A 14749-nucleotide genomic window follows, 5' to 3' on the forward strand; every position below is an offset into this window, starting at 1 on the left:
CCCGCGCCGGTTGCTCCGGTGCGGGGCCCCGCGCCCTCGACGAAGTCCGTTGCGGAAGGTGGATCCATGGATCGGCAGCCGATCGGTCTGGTGTTTCCCGGTCAGGGAACGCAGCGTCAGGCAATGGGCGCGCCGTGGCGGGACACGCCGTCGTGGCGGATCACCGCGGAGATCTCCGAGGCCACCGGGGAGGACATCGCCGACCTGCTGCTCCACGCGACGACGGAGCAGCTCCGGCGCACCGACCTGGCGCAGTTGTCGGTGTTCTCGGTCGCGATGATGGCCCACGCCGAGGCGGTGCGCCGCGGGGCGTTCGACGGGCCCGTGGTCGCGTGCGCGGGTCACAGCCTGGGTGAGTACGCCGCCCTCACCGCGGCCGGGGCGTTCACCCTGCCCGCGGCGGCGGCCCTGGTCGCCGCGCGGGGCCGGGCCATGCGGGAGGCTTCCGGTGCGCGCGAGGGCACCATGGGCGTCCTGGTCGCGGCCCCGCTGGAGAGCGTGGAGCAACTGGCGTGCTCCGTACGGGAGGAGGGCGAGGACGTGTGGATCGCCAACGTCAACGCCCCCGGCCAGACCGTGGTCTCGGGATCGCCCGGGGGGGTCGGGCTGGTCGCGGACGGGGCCTCCTCGATCGGCGCCAAGTTCATCCGGCTGCAGGTCGGCGGCGCCTTCCACAGCCCCTACATGGCTCCCGCCGCCGAGACGCTCGCCGCCGCCCTGAAGGACACGGCGGCGGCACCCCGGCACCTTCCGGTGGTGGCCAACGTGGACGCGCGGCCCTACGACGGTGCCACCGGCTGGACGGAGCTCGGCACCCGCCAGCTCACCTCGCCGGTGCTGTGGGAGGAGAGCGTGCGCACGCTCACCGGTCCCCTCGGCTGCGGCCGGCTGGTCGAACTCGGGCCCGGGCGCACGCTGGCGGGACTGATCCGCCGTATCGAACCCGGCGTCGAGGTGGTGTCCGTGGACGGCCCCGCCGCCCTGGACTGACGACGAACCGCGAGAGCAGAAGAGACCCTGACACCACCATGGCACCTGTTTCCGACGGTACGCGGCCGCTGACGCCGGGGGGTACGGCGACGGCCGCCGCGCCCCGGGAGTGGATCAGCGGTATCGGCGTGCTCGACAAGGCGTCCGTGCTGCTGGAGCTCGTGGAGCAGGCGCCGGCGCCGTTGAGCGAACTCGTCGCCCGCAGCGGGCTGTCCCGGCCCACCGTGCACCGCATCGCGGTGGCGCTGGAGCGGCTCGGGTTGCTGACCCGGGACTTCCACGGGCGGTTCGCGCTCGGCCCGCGGCTCGGCAGCATGTCGGTCGAGGCGCGCTACGACCGGCTGGCGCAGGCGGCGGCCCCCGTGCTGGCCGATCTGCACGACCGCACGGGACTGGACGCCCGGGTCCTGCGGCGCCGCGGCCGGACGCAGACGTGTGTGGCGACCTGCGCGGACGGTGTCCCCGGGGCCGACGGCGCCGAGCGGGTGCCGGTCGGCATGTCGCGGCCGGCCGGCGCCGGGCCGGTCGCGCTGGTGCTGCTCGCCTGGCAGGAGCCGGAGGAGATCCGCGAGGGGCTGCGCGGCGCCCGGTTCACCGCCACCCATCTCGCCCAGGTCCGCCGTCGCGGCTGGGCCCGCGGGTCGGACGTCATGCAGCCCGGCGACATCGCGTACGCCGTGCCGGTGCTGGCCGGGGACGACCGGGTGGTCGCCGCGCTGTCGGTGTCGGGTCCACCGCACCGGATGGACGCGATCCCGGGCCGCTGGCTGGGGGCGACCGTGTTCGACTCGGCCGCCGCCCTGTCCGACGCCCTGCGCCGCGCCCACGCCCTGCCGTCCCGGCGTCCGCCCACCCGGGCCAGGACACCCCTGGCCGCCACGGAGCCCCTGCGCGCCACGGGAACCCACTGACCCACCGCCGCTTCCCTGGACGGCACCCCCGGACCCCGGCGATCGTCGGGGCCGACGGCTGCGGGCGCCCTCGTCCTCCGGGGATCACCCAGCGGCCGGGGCTTCGGCGGTGACGTCGGCCGGGCGCCCCCGGCTATGACGGGCGCCCGCCGAACTGCCAGTTGTGCACCTCGATGCCGGCGTACCGGTCCGGGGTCAGGATGGCGCGTGCCGTGTCCGGGTCCGGCGCCCGGGCCAGCGCCGCGGTGCCCAGCCAGGTGTCGCCGTCGTCGGACAGCAGCGGCCCGTAGGCGATCAGCTCGTTCGGGTCGGGCGGCACCGCGAGGTCGGCGGCCCGTCCCGTGCCGAGGCCGAGCACCAGGTACCGGTTGCCGCCGGTCCGGCCGCCGGGGAAGTCCCACATGGTGCGCCCCAGCGTGTTGCGCCACCGTCGCAGCAGCACGTCCCGGTAGACGCCGGCCTGGTAGTTCGGCTCCTCGAAGGCGAACGTGCGGGCAGCGGCGGGATCGGGCAGGTCGACGATGTGCACGCTTCCGGTGGGGGTGCCGCCGTCGTCGGCGAGGGTCGGGCCCCGGGCGATCATCTCCTTCGTGTACCGGTCCATGTAGGACCAGTGCTCCTCCCGCAGCTCGTGGCGCAGCGGCAGGGAGGCGGGCCGGTCGCGGTGGTAGCAGAGGAACTCCATGCCCAAGGATCTCTTGACGGAGGTGACCAGGTCGAGCCGCCGGGCCCCCGCGCCCCGTCCCGTCGCTCGTCGTCCCTGGCCCGCGTTCCCCGTGGCAGCTCCGGTCGCGGCGTACCGCTCCTCCATCACCAATGCGACCGGCGGGTGACCACGCTCATCGCGTGGCCCCCGCACGGCCGTTCGCGGGCCGTGCGCGGACCTCGTCCGCGCCGCCACCCGCCTGTGACCCCGGTCCGGCCGGTCCGGGGCGCGTCCCCGGGCGGGCGTGGCCGTCGGTGCGCGGGACGGGTCAGCGTGGGGACCTGGTGATGGTGAAGAGGACGCGGAGCACCAGCACCGAGCTGATCAGCAGGGCGTTGTAACCGAAGATGTCGAACAGCCGCAGCGAGTCGCCGACCCGGGGGCCGCCCCGGGTGGACAGCAGCAGCATGCCCAGGACACCGGTGAGGGCGCCGAGGAAGGCGAGCAGCACGTCATGGACGATGCCGCGGATGAAGCGCCGGTCCCGTTCGTCCGCGAGCAGCCGTACGTTGATGCTGAGCCTGCCCTGTTCCAGCGCGCTGCTGATGCGTTCGGCCCGGCGCGGCAGCCGGAGCAGCATCGGCAGCACGGCGGCGGCCTCGTCGGCCAGGGAGCGGCTCAGCTGCCGCGGGGAGAGCCGGCGGGCCAGTTCGGTGGAGGCGAAGGCGCGCGCCTCCTCGACGAGGTCGAAGCCCGGCACGAGCCGGCCGAGGGCACCCTCCACGGTGGCCAGCGCGCGGAAGGCCGCGGCCACTTCGGGCGGCACGGTGAGGCCGTACTGCGCCACGAGCAGGAACAGGTCGGAGAACATCTCCCGGCCCGGGGGCCCCGCGGAGGAGAGGTGGCGGGCCGTGTAGCGGCCGAGGGCGCGGGTGAAGCGGTCCTCGTCGATCTCGTCGGGCCGCTCCACCAGGTCCAGCAGCGCGTCGGACAGCGCCTGCGGATCGTTGCGGTCGATCGCCATGAGCAGTTCGCGCAGGCTGTCGCGCAGCATCCGGTCGATGCGGCCGACCGAGCCGAAGTCCACCAGGCCGAGCCGGCCGTCGTCCAGGACGAGGACGTTGCCGGAGTGCGGGTCGGCGTGGAAGACGCCGCCGATCATGATCTGGCCCAGCAGGCAGTGGAACAGGTCGCGGGCGAGCCGCTCGCGGTCCAGGCCCCGGGCCTCGATGACGGCGTCGGCCCGGTTCAGGGTGACGCCGTCGAGCCATTCGACGACCAGCACCCGTTCGGTGCTCAGCTCCTGGTGGACCTCGGGCAGCAGGACCCGCGGGGCGGTTCCGGACGGCCCGCCGGTGCCGGCCGCGGGTTCGGCACCGGCGTCGGCGAGTGCCACGTTCGCGGCGACGGCCGCGGTGTTGCGGGCCTCGGTACGGAAGTCCAGCTCCTCGTGGAGCGAGTCGGCGAACCCCTGCACCAGTTCGCGGGAGCCGACCGTCCGGCCCCAGCTGGTGGTCCGCTCCAGCATGTCGCTGATCCGGAAGAGGATGTCGAGGTCGCGTTCGAGGACCTGCCGGGCCCCCGGCCGCTGCACCTTCACGGCCACTGCGCGCCCGTCCCGCAGCCGGGCCCGGTGCACCTGGGCCATGGAACCGGCCGCGAGCGGTTCGGGCCGGAACTCCGCGAACACCTTCTCCGGCGGCGCCTTCAGCTCCTCCGCCAGCACGCGTTCGATGTCGGGCCACGGTTCGGGGGCGACCTCGTGCTGCAACGCGCTCAGTTCGTCCACGAACACGTCGGGCAGCAGGTCGTAGCGGGACGACAGCACCTGTCCGAGCTTGACGAAGGTGGCTCCCGCCTCCTCCAGCGCCAGCCGCAGCGACCTGGCCAGCGCGGCCTGGTCCTGGGGGCTGGCGGTGCCGCGCCGGGACCGGCCGGTCAGGAAGCGGCCCAGCCCGTGCCGTACGGCGATCCTGCTGAGCTGGGTGTAGCGCCGGCTGCGCGCCAGCCTGCGGCGCACGGCGCCGGGCCAGCGCACCATGCCGCGCACCGAGCCGCCGGTGACCGCCGCCTCGGAGAGCACGAGGAAGAGCATCGCGCCGAGCAGCGCCGCCCCCAGCTGCACGGTCACCAGCGGGGTGCGGCTCGCCTGCGGGCCCATCGGCGTACCGACCACGCCCGCCGCCAGCAGTCCGGCGACGCCCGTGAGCAGGGCCCGGACCGCGCCGATGCGCAGTCCGAGCACTCTGCGGGCCAGTACGGCCATGATCATGGGGCCGAGCAGGGCGGTGGCCCCGGCGATCAACAGGAAGCTGCTCACGTCCGGCGTGCGGCCACGGGCTCCTGCCCCGTCGGCTCGGGGTCGGCCTGCGCCCCGGGACCGGGGCCGACACGCCCGGGCCACCAGGTGCGGTGTCCGAGCAGGGTGGTGACCGCGGGCACCAGCAGTACGGCCATCACGAACGCGGTGAGCAGGATGCCGAAGGCCACGGCGAAGCCCATCTGGCGGAGCATGGAGTTCTGGGCCAGCAGCAGGACGCCGAAGGTGCCGGCGAGGATGACGGCCGCCGTGCCGATGGTGGACGTGGAGTGCGTGATCGCCTGGCGGACGGCCTGTGCCGGGGTGCTGCCGCGCTCGACCTCCTCCCGCAGCCGCGCCACCATCAGGATGTTGTAGTCGGTGCCGATGGCGACGACGAACAGGTAGACGATCACCGGCAGGGTGAAGGGCAGGCCCGACTCGCCGGCGACGTTCTGGAAGAGGAGCACGGTCGCGCCCAGCGTCGCGGCGAAGCCCAGTCCGACCGCGACCATGAGGTACAGGGGCGCGACGACGCTGCGCAGCAGCAGGCCGAGGATCACCATGATGGCCACGCCGGCGGCCGGGAAGACCACGGAGTAGTCGCGGTTGGTGGCGTGCTGGATGTCGGCGAGCACGGCGGAGGTGCCGCCGACGAGGGCGCGGGTGCCGTCGGGCGCCGCGTCGTGGGCCGCGTCGCGCAGCGGTCCGGCCAGCAGGTCGACGGCCCGGTCGCTGTCCGGCTTGTGGGCCAGCACCACACCGAACTTGGCGATGTCGCCCTTGGGCGCGACGACCGGGGGCACCACCGTGCCGAAGTCGGCGGCGGCCAGCTTCTCGGCGTAGGCGTCGATCCGGCCCCGGTCGAGCTTGCCGCCGTCCTCGGCCTCCAGGAACACCCAGGTCGGGTCGGTCTGCCCGGCCGCGAAGCCGCGCTCCAGTTCCTTCGCCGCCTGGACCGACTCCAGGTCCTTCGGCAGCGAACTGCTGCTGTCGAAAACGGTGTTGAGGCTGAGGACGCCGGCCGCGAGCGCGGCGAGCAGTCCGCCGGAGACGGCGGCGACGAGGCCGGGACGGCGCGCGGTGAGGGATCCGGCGCGGGCCGCGAGCGTGTGCTTGGGCTCCTTGCTCCACGCCTTGGACGGCCAGAAGGCCTTGGTGCCCAGCAGGGAGAAGACCGCCGGTACGAGCGTCAGCGAGGCGACGAGGGTGACGCCGACGGAGATGGCCAGCGCCGGGCCGAGCGCCTTCAGCATGCCGAGGCTGGACAGCAGCAGGGCGAGGAAGGCGACGATGACGGCGCCGGCGGCGGAGGCGATGGTCTCCCCGACCCGGGTGACGGCCTCGGTCATGGCCTCCTTGGGCGCCTGTCCCTTGCGCAGGAACTCCCGGTAGCGGAAGAGGAGGAACAGGAGGTAGTCGGTGCCGACGCCGAAGAGCACCACGATCAGGATGGATCCGATCGAGGCGTCCGCCTGGAATCCGCCGGCCTCGGAGGCGATGGAGATCAGGCCGGTCGCCAGCACGAAGACGAGGGCGATGACGAGGACCGGCAGGACGGCGATCAGCGGACTGCGGAAGATGGCGGCCAGCAGCACGATGAGCAGGACCAGCGTCGCCATCATGATCATGGCGTCGGTGTCGCCGGAGGACTCCTTGGTGTCCAGCGCCGTCGCCGCCGAACCGGTGATCCCCATGTGCAGCGCGGTGCCCTCGAGGAGCGGCCCGGCCTTCTCGCGCATCTCGCCGACCGACTCCATCAGGGTCTCGTCGTAGGGGTTCTCGGTCGTCGCGAGGATGCTCGCCAGGGCGATCTCACCGTTGGCGGACACGGCCTGCGGGCCCGTCCGCACGGCGCCGATCTTCTCCAGGCCCGCCTTCTCCAGACCGGCGGCGACCTTCTTCACGTCCGCGAGGTCGGTGTCGGTGAGCCGGCCGTTGTCGTCACGGCGGAAGACGATGACGGACGCGGGCTGTTCCTCCTGCGGGAACGCCTGCTTCTGGAGCTCCCCTGCCCGCACCGACTCGTAGTGCGAGGGGAGGAATTCGGCCTGGTCGCTGACCGGCTGCAGGGGCGGCGCCAGGGACGCCACGCCTATCGCCGCGATCACCCACGCCAGTATGGTCAGCCAGGGGTGTTTGACGGCGGACCGTCCGACCCGTCCGAACATGGGGGGAGGCTCCTTCTCAAGGGGTGCATGGGCGCACCGATTGTCGTTCGCGCGCGTTCCCCGCCGTCGGTTCGCGGCGTGAAACTGGCATCAAGCTGCCGGGCGCCGGAGCGGAATTCCGACGCGCCTTCCGATTCGCCGTCCCTCCTTTTCCGGCCGGTCCCCGCCGCGGAGCGCGGTGCGGCGCGGGCCGGTGCGCCGGCATGACACCTTCATGCCAATCCCGTTGTCGCCCTTGGGGTGGACTGCAATGGTTGCGGTCGGAAACACCGGAGGCCGTCGGCCCGTGCTTCCGCTCCCGCAGGCCGCCCCGACAGGATGAGTTCTCCTCGTGACCGCAGAACAGCTGTACGAGGTCCCGATGACTGCCGCGCCGGACGGCGAGGGCCCCTACGCGGTCGCGCTGCTCGGCCGGCTCGGTCCCGACGCGCCGGAGTTCCAGGCCCGGTTGGGCCGGGCGCTGGCCGGTGCGGAGCGCCTGCTGCGGGAGAGCACGCGTGACGCGTCCGACCCCCGGGTGCGGGCGCTCACCGGCCACCTGGCGGCCACCGGCGGCAAGCGGATGCGGCCCCTTCTGGTGCTGCTCGCCGCGGAGTTCGGGGACCCCGGCAGTGCGGGCGTGGACCGTGCGGCCGTCGTCGCCGAGCTGGTCCACCTGGCCTCGCTCTACCACGACGACGTGGTCGACCGTGCCGCCACCCGGCACGGCGCCGCCAGCGCCAACGCCCTGTGGGGCAACCGGATGGCCGCGATGGGCGGGAACTGGCTGCTGGCCCGGGCCGCCCGGATGTCCGCCGATCTGGTTCCGGCGGCGCTCACCCTCAACGCCCGTACGGCCAACCGGATCGTGGCCGGCCAGCTGCGCGAACTCGCCGGCCCCCGGCCGGGCGAGGACTGCGTCGCCCACTACTTCCGGGTCACCGCCGGCAAGACCGCCGCGCTGCTGTCCATGTCGCTGGGGGTCGGCGCCTTCCAGTCCGGCGCGTCGCCGGAGGTCGCCGGCCGTCTCGTCGAGTACGGCGAACAGCTCGGCCTCGCCTTCCAGATCGCCGACGACCTGCTCGACCTGCTCTCCCCCGAGGCGTGCAGCGGCAAGGCGCAGGGCATGGACCTGCTGGCCGGGGTGCCCAGCCTGCCGGTGCTGCTCGCCCGGGAGGGCACGGAGCCGTGCGACGCGGAGTTGCGCGAGCTGCTGGCGGCCGGGGCCGCCGCAGGGCCCGGCTGGCACCGTCGCGCCCTCGACCTGTTCGCCGTCTCCCGGGCCACGGCCCGTGCGCAGACGCTCATGCACCAGCGGCTGGCCCGGGCGCGGGAGGCGCTCGGCGTCCTGCCGCCGCTGCCCGCGCGCCGCACGCTCGACGCGCTCTGCGACTTCGTGGCCCTGCGCACCGGGTGACCCGCGGGGCCGGCCCGCCACTGTGAGGAGACGCCGTGTCAGCTCCCGTGCTCGTGCTCGAAGGGCCGCTGGGCCCCGCGCTGTCCAAGCTGCTCGGCACCTGTCCGGGCCCGGAGGAGCCGGCCGTCGCCGCCGCCCTCCTCAGCCGCACCGCCCGGCGCACCGCGCCCCGGGCCCGTGCCGCGGGGCCCGCCCGCACCGCCGTGCCCGGCCCGGACCCGGGAGCGCCCGGCTCACGGGCCCACCCCCGCACACCGGGAGCACACGCGTGACGACTGCGGTGCGCCCGCTCCCGGCCGGGACGTAGGCGGACCCGGCACTCGCCCGGTCCGGGGGCCGTCCCCGGAGGCGGGGTGCGTACCCCCGCCCGGCCGGCCCTGCCCCGTCCACGGCCGGCGGGTCCGCCGTCGCGTGCCGTCGGGGGGCGGGCGCCGGGGCGGGGCCGTGGCGCCGGGGGCGGGAGCGCGCGGTCGGGGAGGTCGTCGGCCGCACCGGTCGGGAGCCGTCCGGGAGGGTGCGGTGCCGGACGGTACGGCGGGTCCGGGACGGGGAGTCGCCGGTCGGCGGGAGGTGTCCGGGCCGCGGACGCAGCGGGCGGCCCGGACCGGCCTGGAGTGGGAGGTGTCCGGGCGGACCGGGACCGCGGACGCGCCGACGTGCGGGGAACGGGGCCGCTCGGCGCCGGCGGCGGCCGTCGTGGCCGTGGTCAGATCAGGCCCACCTGCATGGCGCGGGCACCCGCCTGGAAGCGGCTGCGCGCGTCGAGGGCGACCATGGCGGCCGCCACGTCGTTGCGGACGGTGCGCACGCTGCACCCGAGGCGGCGGGCTATGGCGTCGTCGGTGAGGCCCTCGGCCAGGAGGCGGAGGACGATCTCGGTGCGGGGCCTGCGGGTGGTCGCGGCGCCCGGGGTGCGCCGGAGCTGCCGTACCGCCGAGCCCCGCTCCCAGAGCCGCTCGGCCAGCGCGCACAGGGAGTCCAGTTCGGCGGTGGAACGCACCACCCGGGGTCCCTGGACCTCGTCGACCACCACGGCCGCCGCGCCGTCCATGATCATGGCGCAGACCGGCACCGAGTCGGCCATGCGCGGCGGGACGTCCTGCTGGGCCAGCCACTGCGCGTGGACCATGGCGGGGTGGGCGTGGAACACCGAGGCGGTCCACACGGCGCGCAGCCGCATGCCGCGCCGCAGTGCCGTGTCCACCAGGGGACGGGAGAAGGCGAACCCGCCCTCGACGTGGCGGGGGACGAGGAACACCACGTCCTGCTCCGCCTTGGCGACCATCCGCTCGATCACGGTGGACGCGTCGTTGCGGTGCCCCCGGCCGTCGGCGGACTCCTCGATCCGCTCGGCCGCCCGCTCGTGCAGGGCGATGAACCGGTCGATCTCGACCGGGCGGGGCTGCGGGGAGCGCCCCTCGTGCATCGACCGGGCCAGCAGGGCCGGCAGGGCGATGCACGGCTCGACCGCGCGGAAGGTGGCGGGATCGTCCGCCGAGACGGCGGCGAGTCCCTCCGCCCGCAGTGTGTCCAACGCTCGTACGACCTCGGACGCCGGCCACTTCATGACCTGCGCCAGGTCCCGCGTCTGCCAGTTCGTCCGCCGGAGCAGCCTCCGGTAGAGGAGCTCCGAACGTTCGTCGAGACCGATTCCGGATTGCGCCACATCAACCTCTCGGAAGGTGTCTTCCCAGGGGCAGGTTCTGCCCACTCACGGGTTAAACCTAGACAGGCCAAGAACGGCTTGGAGTGTTCGGACGTCGGTTCGACAGCTTGGTGCCACCGGGACGGGACATCCCGCCCACTGCGCGGGGGCAGGGGGCGGGATGAGGGCACTACCGGTCATCCGGTCCGTGGCCGGGACCGGTTCTCAGGGGGTCACATCACCCGGAACGAGCGCTTCGAGATCGGTGCGCACACGCACACCAGGGCCAGGCACACCGCGACGGTGGTGAGCAGTTCCATCACGGTGACGTTCCCGGCGACCATGGCGCGCACGGCGTCGTTGGCGTACGAGATCGGGTTGGCCTGGGCGATCACCCGCAGCCCGGTCGGCATCGACTCCGGCGGCACGAAGGCGTTGGAGGCGAACAGCAGCGGGAAGGTGAGCAGCGTGGTGATCATGCGCAGCACGTCGCCGTTGCGCATCAGCGCGGCCATCATGATGAAGATCCAGCTCATGGACCAGCCGACGAGCAGGCTCATGAGGATCGCGCCCAGCACGCCGAGGACCCCGCCGGGGGGCGAGAACCCGAAGATGACGGCGGCCAGCACGGCCACGGCGATCAGCTGGTAGAGCGAGCGGGCCGCGTCGGCGAAGCTGCGCGCCAGCAGCACGCTGAACCGGTTGATGGGCAGGGTGTGGAAGCGGGTGATGACCTCGTTGCGCAGGTCGTTGATGAGTCCGTTGCCCGCCTGGGCGCCGGCGGCGACCGCGGTGATGATCATGATGGCGGGGGCGAGGCCGTCGATGTAGGCCATTTCCTTGGACATGCCCGGGGCGTCGCCGAGCACCTTCAGCACGCCGGCGAACATCAGCAGCATGACGAGGGGTTCGACGAAGGTGACGATGATCACGCCGGCGTTCATGTAGGGCCGCAGCGAGCGCCCGGTGAGCGCGACGGTCTGCGAGATCAGGTTGCTGGTGCCCCACTGCGCGGTCACGGCGTCCCGCCGCCCGGGCGGTGTCCGCCTCGGGGTGGCCTCGGCCTCGAGGACCGTCATCTCTGTACTCCTTCTACGGTGGGAATGATCGGGACGGTCACGCGGGCACCGGCGTTCCGGCGGACTCGTGGGTGAGCCTCAGGTAGACGTCGTCGAGGGTCGGTTCGGAGAAGCCGAGCTCGGCTATCTCGGTGTGCGCGTCGTTCAGCGTGCGCACCACGACGGCCAGGTCCGCGGAGGCGGTCACGGGGACGCCGAGGGCGTTCCCGGCGTCCGGGGAGGTGCCCGCGCGGAAGCCCGCGGCCTCCAGGGCGCGCAGGGCGGCCGGCACCTGCGACTCCCCCGACAGCGTCACGGTCACCATGCGCTGGCCGACGGCCGCCTTGAGCTCGGCGGGAGTGCCCTCGGCCACCACGGACCCCTTGGAGAGCAGGGTGATCCGCTCGCAGAGCTGGTCGGCCTCCTCCAGGTACTGCGTGGTGAGCAGCACCGAGACGCCGTCCTCGGCCAGCCGATTGATGATCTCCCACACACCGATCCGGGAGGTGGGGTCCAGTCCGGTCGTCGGCTCGTCGAGGAAGATGACCTGCGGCGAACCGACGAGGCTCGCCCCGATGTCCAGCCTCCTGCGCATGCCGCCCGAGTACTGGGTGGCCGGACGCTTGGCCGCCTCGGTCAGGTCGAAGAGCTCCAGCAGTTCGTCCGCCCGGGCGCGGGCCTGACGCCTGCTCGCACCGAGCAGACGGGCGATCAGGGTCAGGTTCTCGCGCCCGGAGAGCTGTTCGTCCACGGAGGCGAACTGTCCGGTCAGCCCGATGCACCGGCGTACCTGCTGCGCGTCGGCGGACACGTCGAGGCCGCAGATCCGGGCGGTGCCGGTGGTCGGTTCGAGGAGGGTGGAGAGGATGTGGACCAGGGTCGTCTTGCCGGCGCCGTTGTGGCCGAGCAAGCCGTGGATCGAACCCTCGGGAACCGAGACGTTCACACCGTTCAGCGCGACGACATCACCGAACGACTTTGTTACGTCGATTGCCTCAATCATAGGTCTGGCCACGTGCTTGGCCTCCGTTGCTCTCTCCGGCGGCCCGGTGGCAGGCCATGGTTCGGATATGTTCTGGGGAATTTCGTCAACCGCTGCCTCGTGATGCTAGGGCGGTATCAGAACGGAGACGGGGCGCCTGCAGGTTGCTGAAGTGCGGCGGCCACGGAATCCGGTTCGGTGATCCGGGCGGTGCGCGGTCGCGCCATCCGCAGATAATCCTCTGTGGCGAGGGCCATCGACACATCCAGCCGGGCCGCGTTGAAGAACAGGGTGTCGCTGCGCAGCAGGTCCTCTTCGACGATCAGCTCGAGGTCGGGACGGAAGGAGAACGGGATGATCGAGCCGCTGACCGAGCCGGCCAGCCGCTCGGCGGTCTCCCGGTCGGCGAATCCCGCCTTGCGTCCGCCGGTGCACTCGGCGACCCGGGCCAGGTCCAGACGCCGGTCGCCCGGTATGACGGCGAGGACGTAGCGGCAGGTCCGCTTGGTCGGCCGTACCGCGACCACCAGGCATTTGGCGCTCTGTTCCAGCGCGTGCCCGCGCAGTGCGCTGGCCTCCTCGGTGCGGCCCTCGGGAGCGTGCTCGATCAGCCGGTAGGAGGCGCCGTGCCGGTCGGCCAGCGCGCGCAGCCGCAGGTGGGTCTCCGCGGTCATCAGACCGTCAGGCCGCCGTCGATCTGGAGGACCGAACCGGTGATGTAGGCGGCCCGCTCGCTCGCCAGGAAGGCGACGAGGTCCGCCACTTCCTCGGCCTGTCCGAATCGGCGCAGCGGAATGTTCTTCGCCGCGTCTTTCTTGACCTTCTCCGCCAGTTCGGCGGTCATATCGGTCTCGATGAAGCCCGGCGCCACCACATTGGTGCGGATGTTGTAACGACCGACTTCTTTGGCGAGTGCCTTGGAGAATCCGATGATGCCCGCCTTGGAGGCGGAGTAGTTGGCCTGGGTGGCGTTTCCGTAGACACCGGCGATGGAGGAGATATTGATGATCGTTCCGGATTTGCGCTTCATCATTTCGAATATCACGGCGCGGCACACGTGGTAGACACCGTCGAGGTTGGTGTCCAGGACGCTGTGCCAGTCCTCGTCGGACATGAGGACCAGCGGGTTGTCCCGGGTGATGCCGGCCGAGCTGACCGCCACCTCGACCGGGCCCAGTTCGGACTCCGTGCGGGTGACCCAGTCGCGGACCGAGGCGGCGTCGGTCACGTCGGCGCGTACGGCGAGGGCCCGGTGGCCGAGTTCGCCCGCCTCCTTCTCCAGCTCCAGCGCGGCCTGCTCGTTGGACTGGTAGCAGAAGGAGACGTCGTATCCCTCGGCCGCGAGCCGCAGGACCACGGCGCGGCCGATCCCGCGCGAGCCGCCGCTGACCAGGGCGACCGGCGCTGTGTTCTCCGTCATGACACTCCGTAGGTTGTCGGGGCGGCCCGGGCGGGCCGGTTGGTGCGGGCGCGGTGCGGGTGGCGGGCGGCTCAGGGAGCGGGCGGCGCGAGGGCCTCGCCGGGGCGGAAGGCCATGGTGATCTGCCCGACGGTCAGCAGCGGTTCGCCGCCGATCGTGCTCTCGCCGGCGAAGATCATCGTGTCGTTCACGGCGCGTTCCAGCCGGGCGTGGTGCTCCACGGTGTCGCCGGGGAACGCCTGCCGGTGGAACTCGATGCCGCTCATGGAGCCGAACAGCATGACCTGTCCCCGGGCCACCGGGCCGGCCAGGCGGGTGGCGAGGATGCCCGCCGTCTGGGTCCACGACTCGATCAGCAGGAAGTCGGGGTAGGCGAGTTCGTCGTCGGCGGGCGACGGGCCGAGCCGCGCGTACCAGGGCTCGTTGAGGGTGACGGCCTTGAGGGACCGTATGTGGTCGTCGCCGGTGCCCAGGACCCGGTCGACCAGCAGCATGGGATAGCGGTGCGGCAGCGTGGCGCGCACGCCGGCGGCGGTCAGCACGGCGTCTCCTCCTGCCGGTAGCGCAGACGGACGGAGGCGGCGGGGCCGCGGTCCGTCGCCACCTTGGCGGCGCAGCGCCAGCCCTCGCCGCGCGGTGACCAGGTGATGTCGACGGTCAGTTCGTCGCCGGGGTGGACCGCGGCCAGGAACCGGGTGGACTCCACCGCGGCCAGCCGCAGTTCACCGGTCCCGGGCGGCGGGGCGGTCTCCGCGGCCCGGCGCACGCACTCCATCACGCAGACGCCGGGGAAGATCGGGAAGTGCGGGTAGTGCCCGGCGAAGACGGGCTCGCTGTCGGTGATCGCCACCGCGAAGCCGGCCGTCCAGGACCCGGAGTCCGGGTCGTGGGCGGGTTCGCGCACCGGGCGGGCGGTGGCCAGGACGGTGCCGGTCACGAACGCTCCAGCAGTTTGCGGCGGACCACCTCGTAGGCGCTGTCCAGGGTCCGCACCTCGCTCATCTCCGCCTCGGCGAACTTGACTCCGTAGGTGCGTTCCAGCACGACGACCACTTCCAGGGCCATCAGGGAGTCGACGCCCAGCGTCTGCACGAAGTCGGTGTCGTCCCGGACGTCGGTGACGTCCGCGTCGATGGTCTCGGCGAGCAGCTGCCGCAGTTGTTCCCGGTCGAGACCGGCGACCGCGTCGATCGGCATGTCTTTGCTTCCTTCTTCCGTGGTCCGGGGCGGG

The 14749-nt window shown here is 73.0% G+C and carries 15 protein-coding genes; 4 read left to right on the plus strand and 11 right to left on the minus strand.

Annotated elements, in window-relative coordinates; genetic code table 11:
- Positions 1-66: 66 nt before the first annotated feature.
- Positions 67-990, plus strand: coding sequence for an ACP S-malonyltransferase (locus ACF07S_RS13645; protein ID WP_391965305.1), 924 nt, complete (start codon positions 67-69; stop codon positions 988-990).
- Positions 991-1028: 38 nt separating this feature from the next.
- Positions 1029-1901 carry an IclR family transcriptional regulator gene (locus ACF07S_RS13650; RefSeq protein WP_391965306.1) on the plus strand — a complete coding sequence of 291 codons (873 nt, stop codon included), beginning with the start codon at positions 1029-1031 and terminating at the stop codon, positions 1899-1901.
- Between the two features lie 133 nt (positions 1902-2034).
- Here the strand turns inward: ACF07S_RS13650 and ACF07S_RS13655 are convergent, their stop codons facing one another.
- The 3 genes from ACF07S_RS13655 to ACF07S_RS13665 form a co-directional block, all read right to left on the minus strand.
- Positions 2035-2586, minus strand: a complete 552-nt coding sequence (locus ACF07S_RS13655) for a YciI family protein (protein ID WP_391974222.1) — start codon at positions 2584-2586, stop codon at positions 2035-2037.
- Positions 2587-2875: 289 nt separating this feature from the next.
- Positions 2876-4867 carry an ABC1 kinase family protein gene (locus ACF07S_RS13660; RefSeq protein ID WP_391965308.1) on the minus strand — a complete coding sequence of 664 codons (1992 nt, stop codon included), beginning with the start codon at positions 4865-4867 and terminating at the stop codon, positions 2876-2878.
- A complete protein-coding gene (locus ACF07S_RS13665) occupies positions 4864-7017 on the minus strand; it encodes an MMPL family transporter (protein WP_391965309.1) in 2154 nt (717 codons plus the stop codon). Before ACF07S_RS13665 ends, ACF07S_RS13660 begins: the two co-directional genes overlap by 4 nt.
- A gap of 331 nt (positions 7018-7348) precedes the next feature.
- On the opposite strand from ACF07S_RS13665, the gene ACF07S_RS13670 reads away from it, so the two are divergent.
- Complete coding sequence (locus ACF07S_RS13670) at positions 7349-8413, plus strand: polyprenyl synthetase family protein (protein WP_391965310.1); 1065 nt, start codon at positions 7349-7351, stop codon at positions 8411-8413.
- A gap of 35 nt (positions 8414-8448) precedes the next feature.
- Complete coding sequence (locus ACF07S_RS13675; RefSeq protein WP_391965311.1) at positions 8449-8685, plus strand: hypothetical protein; 237 nt, start codon at positions 8449-8451, stop codon at positions 8683-8685.
- A gap of 434 nt (positions 8686-9119) precedes the next feature.
- Here the strand turns inward: ACF07S_RS13675 and ACF07S_RS13680 are convergent, their stop codons facing one another.
- From ACF07S_RS13680 to ACF07S_RS13715, 8 genes are all read right to left on the minus strand, one after another.
- Positions 9120-10079, minus strand: a complete 960-nt coding sequence (locus ACF07S_RS13680; RefSeq protein WP_391965312.1) for a helix-turn-helix domain-containing protein — start codon at positions 10077-10079, stop codon at positions 9120-9122.
- Between the two features lie 212 nt (positions 10080-10291).
- Positions 10292-11137, minus strand: coding sequence for an ABC transporter permease (locus ACF07S_RS13685; protein WP_391965313.1), 846 nt, complete (start codon positions 11135-11137; stop codon positions 10292-10294).
- A gap of 37 nt (positions 11138-11174) precedes the next feature.
- Positions 11175-12119, minus strand: coding sequence for an ATP-binding cassette domain-containing protein (locus ACF07S_RS13690; protein ID WP_391965314.1), 945 nt, complete (start codon positions 12117-12119; stop codon positions 11175-11177).
- 116 nt (positions 12120-12235) lie between these two features.
- Positions 12236-12772: a YbaK/EbsC family protein gene (locus ACF07S_RS13695; RefSeq protein WP_391974223.1), complete on the minus strand. Its 537-nt coding sequence runs from the start codon at positions 12770-12772 to the stop codon at positions 12236-12238.
- The gene (fabG, locus tag ACF07S_RS13700) at positions 12772-13518 is read right to left on the minus strand and encodes a 3-oxoacyl-[acyl-carrier-protein] reductase (protein WP_391965316.1); all 747 of its coding nucleotides are present in this window, start codon (positions 13516-13518) and stop codon (positions 12772-12774) included. Before fabG ends, ACF07S_RS13695 begins: the two co-directional genes overlap by 1 nt.
- Positions 13519-13589: 71 nt before the next feature.
- A complete protein-coding gene (locus ACF07S_RS13705) occupies positions 13590-14060 on the minus strand; it encodes a 3-hydroxyacyl-ACP dehydratase FabZ family protein (RefSeq protein ID WP_391965317.1) in 471 nt (156 codons plus the stop codon).
- The gene (locus ACF07S_RS13710) at positions 14054-14455 is read right to left on the minus strand and encodes a 3-hydroxyacyl-ACP dehydratase FabZ family protein (protein WP_391974224.1); all 402 of its coding nucleotides are present in this window, start codon (positions 14453-14455) and stop codon (positions 14054-14056) included. Before ACF07S_RS13710 ends, ACF07S_RS13705 begins: the two co-directional genes overlap by 7 nt.
- Complete coding sequence (locus ACF07S_RS13715; RefSeq protein ID WP_391974225.1) at positions 14452-14715, minus strand: acyl carrier protein; 264 nt, start codon at positions 14713-14715, stop codon at positions 14452-14454. Before ACF07S_RS13715 ends, ACF07S_RS13710 begins: the two co-directional genes overlap by 4 nt.
- Positions 14716-14749 lie beyond the last annotated feature (34 nt).

The organism is Streptomyces sp. NPDC016640, assembly GCF_043076215.1.
Classification (GTDB): domain Bacteria; phylum Actinomycetota; class Actinomycetes; order Streptomycetales; family Streptomycetaceae; genus Streptomyces.

Bases quoted from the DNA above. Each gene is read 5' to 3' on its own strand.
- ACF07S_RS13645 (WP_391965305.1), top strand. From the start codon at position 67: ATGGATCGGCAGCCGATCGGTCTGGTGTTTCCCGGTCAGGGAACGCAG.
- ACF07S_RS13650 (WP_391965306.1), top strand. From the start codon at position 1,029: ATGGCACCTGTTTCCGACGGTACGCGGCCGCTGACGCCGGGGGGTACG.
- ACF07S_RS13655 (WP_391974222.1), bottom strand. From the start codon at position 2,586: ATGGAGTTCCTCTGCTACCACCGCGACCGGCCCGCCTCCCTGCCGCTG.
- ACF07S_RS13665 (WP_391965309.1), bottom strand. From the start codon at position 7,017: ATGTTCGGACGGGTCGGACGGTCCGCCGTCAAACACCCCTGGCTGACC.
- ACF07S_RS13685 (WP_391965313.1), bottom strand. From the start codon at position 11,137: ATGACGGTCCTCGAGGCCGAGGCCACCCCGAGGCGGACACCGCCCGGG.
- ACF07S_RS13690 (WP_391965314.1), bottom strand. From the start codon at position 12,119: ATGATTGAGGCAATCGACGTAACAAAGTCGTTCGGTGATGTCGTCGCG.
- ACF07S_RS13695 (WP_391974223.1), bottom strand. From the start codon at position 12,772: ATGACCGCGGAGACCCACCTGCGGCTGCGCGCGCTGGCCGACCGGCAC.
- fabG (WP_391965316.1), bottom strand. From the start codon at position 13,518: ATGACGGAGAACACAGCGCCGGTCGCCCTGGTCAGCGGCGGCTCGCGC.
- ACF07S_RS13715 (WP_391974225.1), bottom strand. From the start codon at position 14,715: ATGCCGATCGACGCGGTCGCCGGTCTCGACCGGGAACAACTGCGGCAG.